Raw genomic sequence first — 6,505 nt, 5'->3', positions numbered from 1 at the left:
GCGCTCAATTCCGTCGGCATCGCCCAGGCAGTCGAAGCGCGCGGCCACAAGGCGGTGTTCCTGTCCGACCCAGGCTTCGTCGATGTCTACAAGGGCTACGGCTTCGAGGCGCATCCGGTGAACCTGTCGGAGCCGATGCCGCCCGAGCAGATGGCGAAATTCTGGGAGGATTTCATCAACGGCCATATCCCGAACTTCCGCAAATCGCCCTACGACCAGGTCGACAACTACGTCAAGGATTGCTGGACGGCGATCGTCGACAGCGCCAAATGGGCGCAGAAAGATCTGCCGCGCGTTCTCTCAGCCATCAAGCCGGATGTGATCTGCGTCGACAACGTCATCCTGTTCCCGGCCATCAAGCAGTACGGCAAGCCGTGGGTGCGCGTCATCTCGTGTTCGGAAAACGAGATCGAGGACGAGGACATCCCGCCCCATCTCTCCGGCTGCGGCGAGAACGACCATGCCGGCCACCAGCGCTACCGCGACCACTTCAATGCGGTGATCAAGCCGATCCATGACGACTTCAACGCCTTCCTCACCGCCAACCACGAGGCGCCCTATCCGATCGGCCAGTTCTTCGAAGCCTCGCCCTATTTGAACCTGCTGCTCTACCCGGAAGCGGCAAAATTCAAGCGCCGCCATCCGCTCGACCCGGCAAAATTCCAGTACCTCGAAGGCTGCGTGCGGCACGAAAAGCCGTACACGGTGCCGACCTTCTCCAGGAACAATGACGGGCCGCTGCTCTACGTCTCCTTCGGCAGCCTGGGCGCCGGCGATGTCGATCTGCTGAAGCGCATCATCGCGACATTGGGCAAGACGCGCTACAGGGCTCTGGTCAATGTCGGCGGCTACAAGGACCAGTACACGGACGTGCCCGGTAACGTCATTGTCGACAGCTGGTTTCCGCAGCCCTCGGTCATCCCGCAGGTCGATGCCGTCATCCACCATGGCGGCAACAACTCGTTCACCGAGTGCCTCTATTTCGGCAAACCGGCCATCATCATGCCCTATGTCTGGGACGGCCACGACAACGCCACCCGCGTCGAGGAAACCGGCCACGGCTTCGGCATGCCGCGCTACGACTGGACCGATGCCGAGCTGGTTGCCAAGATCGAGACCTGCCTGACCGACCCGGCGATGAAAGCCAAGCTGGCGAAGACATCGGCGCAGATGCACGCGCAGAATGGCCCGGAGAAGGCGGCAGGATTGCTGGAGACGCTGCTGTGACCTCCTCCGCCCCACACCTCCACCAGGCCACCACCCGAACCGACCTCGTCGACTGGGGCGTCCAACCTGACGCCCTGGACGGCGCTTCGCGCTCCACCGGCAGGCTCGTGCACAAAGGGCCAAACAACCAGCCGGAATCCGGCATCTGGGTCTGCACGCCAGGCCGCTGGCGCCTCAGTATCCCGCGCGACGAATTGTGCCATTTCGTCGCCGGCCGCGCGACCTACCGGTCGGATGTCGGTGAGGTGATAGAAGTCTCCACCGGCACCGTGGTCATGTTCCCTGCCGGCTGGAGAGGCGAATGCACCGTGCATGAGACGATGCGCAACGTCTACATGCTGGCGTGACCACGGAGCTTGATGACATGTCGACACCGCACTGGCCGAAGGCTTCGGCCGTGGAATTGGAAGACTGGGGCGCGGGCAGCAACACGCTCGCCGGTTCGCCGCGCGCTTCGGGCAAGATCCTGGCGCAGAACCCGGACGGATCGAGCGAATGCGGCCTGTGGACGTGCACGCCGGGCACGCGCAAGGTCACCTTTGGCGCCGACGAATTCTGCCACTTCCTGTCGGGACGCGGCAGCTATGTCCATGACGACGGCGAGGAGATCGCGGTCGAGGCCGGCACGCTGGTATTCTTCCCCGCCGGCTGGACCGGCATCTCCATCATCACGCAAACGCTGACCAAGGCCTTCATGTGCCGCTGAGCACTCATTCCCAAGGAATCGATATGACAACCCCCATCATGAAATCCCCGCTTACCATTACCGACCTCGTCGACTGGGGCGTCATCCCGACCATGATCGAGGGCCAATCCCATACCTCGGGCAAGCTGCTGTACAAGGGGCCGGAAGGCCGCTCCGAATGCGGGCTTTGGGTCTGCACTCCGGGCAAATGGCACTGCCATGTCACGCGCGACGAGTTCTGCCACTTCCTCGAAGGGCGCTGCACCTATGTGCATGAATCCGGCGAGGTCATCGAGATCGAGCCGGATACGGCAGCGTTCTTCCCGCAGGACTGGAAGGGCGTCTGCACCGTCCATGAGACAATCAAGAAGGTCTACATGATCCGCTGAGCCTTCTCGATAATTCTGCCCTGCCGGACACCTGACGCGGCTTTCTGCGCTTCCGGTGCTCACGGACTAAATGTCCGCTGCGCTCCGGTTCTCGAAAGCCACGCCATCTGCCTCGGCAGGACGAATTCTCAAAAAGGCTCCATAAATGGAGAAGGACAAAATGGATTTCTCTCCTGACCGGCCAACCTTCTTCGTCAACCCGGACTACCGGTCGATGGCCGGCGCGGCAAAACCGGTGATCGATCCGGCGACGCTGGAAACCGTCGGTGCTATCTCTGCTGCGACAGACGGCGAGATCGATACCGCACTCACGGCCGCGACGAAGGCGCAGGCGGCCTGGAAGAAGCTCGATGCCAAGAGCCGGGCCAAGCATCTGCATGCCGTCGCCAACGCCATCGAGGCGGCGGACTTCACGCGTTGCGCCGAGCTGATGGTGCGCGAGATGGGCAAACCCTATCCCGAAGCGATCGGCGAGATCGCCAATTGCGCGCCGATCTTCCGCTACTATGCCGAGATGGCGCGCGACGATGCCGGCAAGATCGCCGGCACGACGCAGGCCGGTTCGTTCCAGTATGCGCGCTACGAACCTTACGGCGTCTCCGTACACATCATGCCCTACAATTTCCCGATCCTGCTGATGTGCTGGACGGTCGCCGCATCGCTCGCCGCCGGCAATGCCTGCATCATCAAGCCGGCCGAGGCGACGACGCTATCGACGCTGGACTACATGACCGTGTTCCGCTCGCTGCCAGAGGGGCTGGTCTCCTGCCTGCCCGGCGGAGCGGCCACAGCGCAGGCGCTGATCGCCTCCGACCGCACCCATGCGGTTGCCTTCACCGGCTCGGTCGCCGCAGGCAAGGCGGTGGCGGTGGCCTGCGCCGAACGCATGAAGCCGTGCGTGATCGAGGCCGGCGGCAGTGACCCGCTGATCATCAGCGAGCACGCGCCGCTCGAGATCGCGGCGGCCGGCAGCGTCACCGCCGCCTTCCACCTCACCGGCCAGGTCTGCACTTCGGCCGAGCGCTTCTTCGTCGTCGATTCCGTGCATGACCGCTTCGTCGCGCTGTTCGCCGAAAGGACGCGGGCGCTGCGCATCGGCAACGGCATGGACAAGACCGAGATCGGCCCGCTGGTCAGCGAAAGCGCGCGGACCAAAGTCATGCGCCTTGTCGACGATGCGATCGCTCATGGCGCCGTCGCAGTCACCGGCGGGCGTATCCCGCCTGCGTACAATGTCGGCTGGTTCTACGAACCGACGATCCTGACCGGCGTCACCCCTGATATGGCGATCGTGCGCGAAGAGTGTTTTGGACCCGTCGCCGCCATCTGCCGGGTCAGGGATTTCGACGAGGCGATCCGGCTTGCCAATGACAGCCCGTTCGGGCTCGGCGCTTCGGTGTTCACATCGGATCTGGCCGAAGCCCACGAGGCGGCTGAACGGCTCGAAGCCGGCATGGTCTGGGTCAACAACCCGCTGATCGACAATGATGCCCTGCCGTTCGGCGGCTGGAAGGCCTCCGGCCTCGGCCGCGAACTCGGACGCCAGGGCCTCGACGCTTTCCGCCGCTCCAAGATGGTGATCATTGACCACAAGCCGACAATCCAGGAATGGTGGTATCCCTATCCCGACAGCTGGTTCCGCGAGACCGGCGGCCGCAAGCACGTCTGAGTGTTTCGAGCCTGGCTATCCCTGGACGCCAGCTCGGTGGCTATCCCTGGATAGCCAGCCCGACCATGAGCGGGAAAAGGCAATGCCGCCGAGTGAAACCCGGCGGCATTGCCTTTGACTGACCACTACCGTTTCGGCAGCGGTTCGTTACGGCGTCGTTTCCGTCTGCATCGCGGCAGCCGTCTGGTCGATCTTGCCGGCAAGGACGTCTTGAGCCCAGGACGTGACCGCGGCGTCGACGGGCTTGTTGGCCATATCCGCCAATGCCGCGTCGAGCGATGCATCATCGGTGCCGACCGCGGCCGCAGCAGCAGCAGCGTTGTCGGCAGCGACCTCGGCCTGCAGAGCAGCTATCTTCCCAGGCAGGGCCGCCTGATCTTCGGGCGACATCGCGGCAATCTGATCGGGTGTCAGGGACGTCAGCGCATCCAGCTTAGCCTGTGCTGCGTCGGCGGCGGCCTGAGCGACCTTGGCTTTGGCGGACTGCGTCACGAATGCCTGAAGGGCGGCGAATTTCTTGCTCTTCGAGTTCATATAGGCATTGATGTTGCGCTTCAGCGAGCTCACCCGGCCAAGCTTGGCGTGGATGTTCTTGCCTTTGGGCACGGACGAGACCTTGGTGGTCTTGTCGACCGTGGTGTCGTCCGCTTTGGCCACCTGGCCGGGGGCCGACGACGACTTGCCGTGCGAAGCGCCGCTCTTGCCATTGCCGCCGCCGTTGCCATTGCTACCGCCGTTGCCGTGCCCGTTGCCTCCGGCATTGCCACCGCCACCGCCGTGCCCATTGCCGGCGAGCGCCGGAGATGCCAGGAGCGCCAATGCGGCAAGCGCCGCCAGCAGAGTTTTCCGGTTTGTCATGGTAATCTCCTCGGGAATCGTCGCCCTGGCCCGACCGCTAAGCGACCGTCCTATGAGGAATTGCTAATAGTGCAGAGTAAACTTTAGACAAATGCTGTCTCAATACGCGATCTGGCACCCGGCCAGAAACTTAACCGACTGATATCAAACACAAATTCACGCTCTTGGACGGCCATGGCACTGAAGTCCCATGCCGGCAGGACTATAGTCCTGCGGGCAAGCAGCGGCATGGGTGAAAGTCTTTGCGTGGTATATCGGACAAGCTTTGAAAACAGGGGAGTTGATAGCGAAAGCAAAAGGCTCAGCCGATACTTTCACCGCCGTCGATTACCAGCGCCTGGCCGGTCATGAAGGATGAACGGTCGGAGACAAGGAACAGGATCGCTTCGGCGATCTCATCGGCGCTGGCCCAGCGGCCCATCGGGATCTTGGTGCGGACATAGGTTTCGATCGCCCCGCGTCCGCCCATCTGGGCGATGAACGGTTCGTTGAACGGCGTGTCGACCCAGCCCGGACAGAGCGCGTTAATGCGGACATTGTGACGGGCATAGTCGAGCGACATCTGCCGTGTCATCGCCACCACCGCATGTTTGGAGGTTGCGTAGGCGATCATCTCGCGGTCGTAGAACACGCCCGAATTGGAGGCGGTGTTGAGGATGACGCCGCCGCCTCGTGCGATCATCGATGGCATGACGATCCTGGCCGCCAGGAACTGCGCCCGCACATTGACCCGCCACGAGGCATCCATGCCGCCGACCTCCACTTCGGTCAGCGTGCCGCCGATCTGGATGCCGGCGTGATTGTGCAGGATGTCGATGCGCCCATGCCTGTCGAGCGTGCCGGCAATGAGCTGTTCGACCGCCGCATCATCAGCGACATCGGTCGTGATCGCCTCGGCTTGGCCACCGACCGCGCGGATGTCCGAAGCCGTTGCTTCGCCGGCGGCCTGATCCCTGTCGGCGATGACGACCACCGCGCCTTCCCTGCCCATGATCATGGCGCCGGCGCGCCCGATGCCGGAGCCGGCGCCTGTCACCACGGCGATGCGGTCTTTGAGGATCATGATGCGGCTTTCAGTTCGACGGCTTGCGCTGGCGCAACTGCCATTGGGCAAGCACCACGAGCAGCACGGAAGCGACGAGCACGATCGTCGCGATGGCGTTGATCTCCGGCGTCACGCCGCGCCGGATCGACGCGAAGACATAGATCGGCAGCGTCGTCTGCGCGCCGGCGACGAAGAAGGCGATGATGAAATCGTCGAAGGAAAAGGTGAAGGCGAGCAGGAAGCCGGCAACGACCGCCGGCATGATCTGCGGCAGCACGATCGAGCGGAACGTCGTCAACGGCGTCGCGTAGAGATCGCTCGACGCCTCGACCAGATTGCGGTCGAGGCTGCCGAGCCGCGTGCCGACGATCATCGTCACCAGCGCCATCGAGAACAGCCCGTGTGCCGCGATGATCGAACCGTAGCCGAGCGCCAGCCGCGGCGGCTGATCGTCCGGCCAGATCGAGGCGAGGAACGGATTGACGACGGTGAACAATTGGACGAGCGCGACCAGAGTCGAAATGCCGATCACGACGCCCGGAACGACGATCGCGGCGCCCAGAAGTGCGTCGAAGACCGCGCGGGTCCGCACGCAGACGCGCGCCAGGCCGAGGGCCGCCGCGGTGCCGCAC

8 protein-coding genes are annotated in these 6,505 nt (G+C 63.6%); 5 read left to right on the top strand and 3 right to left on the bottom strand.

The window, feature by feature from the left end; translation table 11 throughout:
- The 5 genes from EN949_RS31565 to EN949_RS31545 all read left to right on the top strand — a co-directional run.
- Window positions 1-1,227 (top strand): glycosyltransferase (locus EN949_RS31565; protein WP_127371884.1); only part of this gene is annotated, 1,227 nt, incomplete at its 5' end.
- On the top strand, window positions 1,224-1,574 hold the full coding sequence (locus tag EN949_RS31560; protein ID WP_063169498.1) for a cupin domain-containing protein: 351 nt from the start codon (window positions 1,224-1,226) through the stop codon (window positions 1,572-1,574). The genes EN949_RS31565 and EN949_RS31560, both read left to right, overlap by 4 nt.
- 17 nt (window positions 1,575-1,591) lie before the next feature.
- Window positions 1,592-1,933, top strand: a complete 342-nt coding sequence (locus EN949_RS31555) for a cupin domain-containing protein (protein WP_127367073.1) — start codon at window positions 1,592-1,594, stop codon at window positions 1,931-1,933.
- Window positions 1,934-1,956: 23 nt separating this feature from the next.
- On the top strand, window positions 1,957-2,301 hold the full coding sequence (locus EN949_RS31550; RefSeq protein WP_013528939.1) for a cupin domain-containing protein: 345 nt from the start codon (window positions 1,957-1,959) through the stop codon (window positions 2,299-2,301).
- A 160-nt stretch (window positions 2,302-2,461) separates the two neighbouring features.
- On the top strand, window positions 2,462-3,970 hold the full coding sequence (locus EN949_RS31545; protein ID WP_127367074.1) for an aldehyde dehydrogenase family protein: 1,509 nt from the start codon (window positions 2,462-2,464) through the stop codon (window positions 3,968-3,970).
- 147 nt (window positions 3,971-4,117) lie between these two features.
- On the opposite strand, the gene EN949_RS31540 is transcribed toward EN949_RS31545, so the two are convergent.
- The 3 genes from EN949_RS31540 to EN949_RS31530 all read right to left on the bottom strand — a co-directional run.
- Complete coding sequence (locus EN949_RS31540) at window positions 4,118-4,828, bottom strand: hypothetical protein (protein ID WP_063169499.1); 711 nt, start codon at window positions 4,826-4,828, stop codon at window positions 4,118-4,120.
- A gap of 301 nt (window positions 4,829-5,129) precedes the next feature.
- Window positions 5,130-5,891: a glucose 1-dehydrogenase gene (locus tag EN949_RS31535; protein WP_127367737.1), complete on the bottom strand. Its 762-nt coding sequence runs from the start codon at window positions 5,889-5,891 to the stop codon at window positions 5,130-5,132.
- Window positions 5,892-5,901: 10 nt separating this feature from the next.
- A partial coding sequence (locus EN949_RS31530; RefSeq protein ID WP_127371883.1) for an ABC transporter permease subunit occupies window positions 5,902-6,505 on the bottom strand: 604 nt, incomplete at its 5' end.

Origin of the sequence: Mesorhizobium sp. M7A.F.Ca.US.007.01.2.1 (assembly GCF_003998165.1) — a bacterium.
Lineage (GTDB): Bacteria > Pseudomonadota > Alphaproteobacteria > Rhizobiales > Rhizobiaceae > Mesorhizobium > Mesorhizobium ciceri.
Note: the sequence above shows the minus strand (reverse complement) of the source record. Positions and strands in the feature narration are given on the sequence as shown.

Bases quoted from the DNA above. Each gene is read 5' to 3' on its own strand.
- EN949_RS31555 (WP_127367073.1), top strand. From the start codon at position 1,592: ATGTCGACACCGCACTGGCCGAAGGCTTCGGCCGTGGAATTGGAAGAC.
- EN949_RS31550 (WP_013528939.1), top strand. From the start codon at position 1,957: ATGACAACCCCCATCATGAAATCCCCGCTTACCATTACCGACCTCGTC.
- EN949_RS31545 (WP_127367074.1), top strand. From the start codon at position 2,462: ATGGATTTCTCTCCTGACCGGCCAACCTTCTTCGTCAACCCGGACTAC.
- EN949_RS31540 (WP_063169499.1), bottom strand. From the start codon at position 4,828: ATGACAAACCGGAAAACTCTGCTGGCGGCGCTTGCCGCATTGGCGCTC.
- EN949_RS31535 (WP_127367737.1), bottom strand. From the start codon at position 5,891: ATGATCCTCAAAGACCGCATCGCCGTGGTGACAGGCGCCGGCTCCGGC.